This is a genomic window from Thermococcus sp. ES12 (genome assembly GCF_012027515.1).
Taxonomy (GTDB): Archaea; Methanobacteriota_B; Thermococci; order Thermococcales; family Thermococcaceae; genus Thermococcus; species Thermococcus barossii.
Window position 1 is genome coordinate 1 of sequence record NZ_SNUP01000076.1, and the last position, 440, is coordinate 440.

Annotated in this window: 1 protein-coding gene; it reads right to left on the minus strand. The window is 41.6% G+C overall.

Annotated elements, in window-relative coordinates:
* Positions 1 to 161 precede the first annotated feature (161 nt).
* The coding region (locus E3E37_RS11110; protein ID WP_167717412.1) for a hypothetical protein at positions 162 to 440 on the minus strand (279 nt) is incomplete at its 5' end.

Sequence of the window (440 nt, forward strand, 5' to 3'; positions counted from 1 at the left end):
GTCAGACGGGCAATTTCCTTAGAAGAGAGCGGTCTCTCACTTAAGCTCTCAAAAACTCGTATTGCTGAGGTAGGTAAAGCAAACTACATCCCCCCTCATCGTCACCACCACTGAAAAGTAGAAAAGAGAAGTTATAAAGTTTCCGATTAAGGCAAAATTCATCATTCCCTCGGCTTAAGTGAAACTCTTGGAAGTGGAATATGGTAAGGTAGCTTCATGTCCTTGGCAGCAACCATCAAGAGCGGAGTAATTTCGTTTGTTATGAAATTAACAATCTCCGCAAACATTTCTGGCCTAACTTTCTTTTCCTTTTCCCAAAGATCGAGAACTTCATCAATCTGCTCTTTTTGAGGTGGCAGATAGAACACCATCCCCTTAACTACTGCACTTGCAATCTCGGGGCGATAGTTTATTCTATACTCAAAAAGCACTTCAATTCC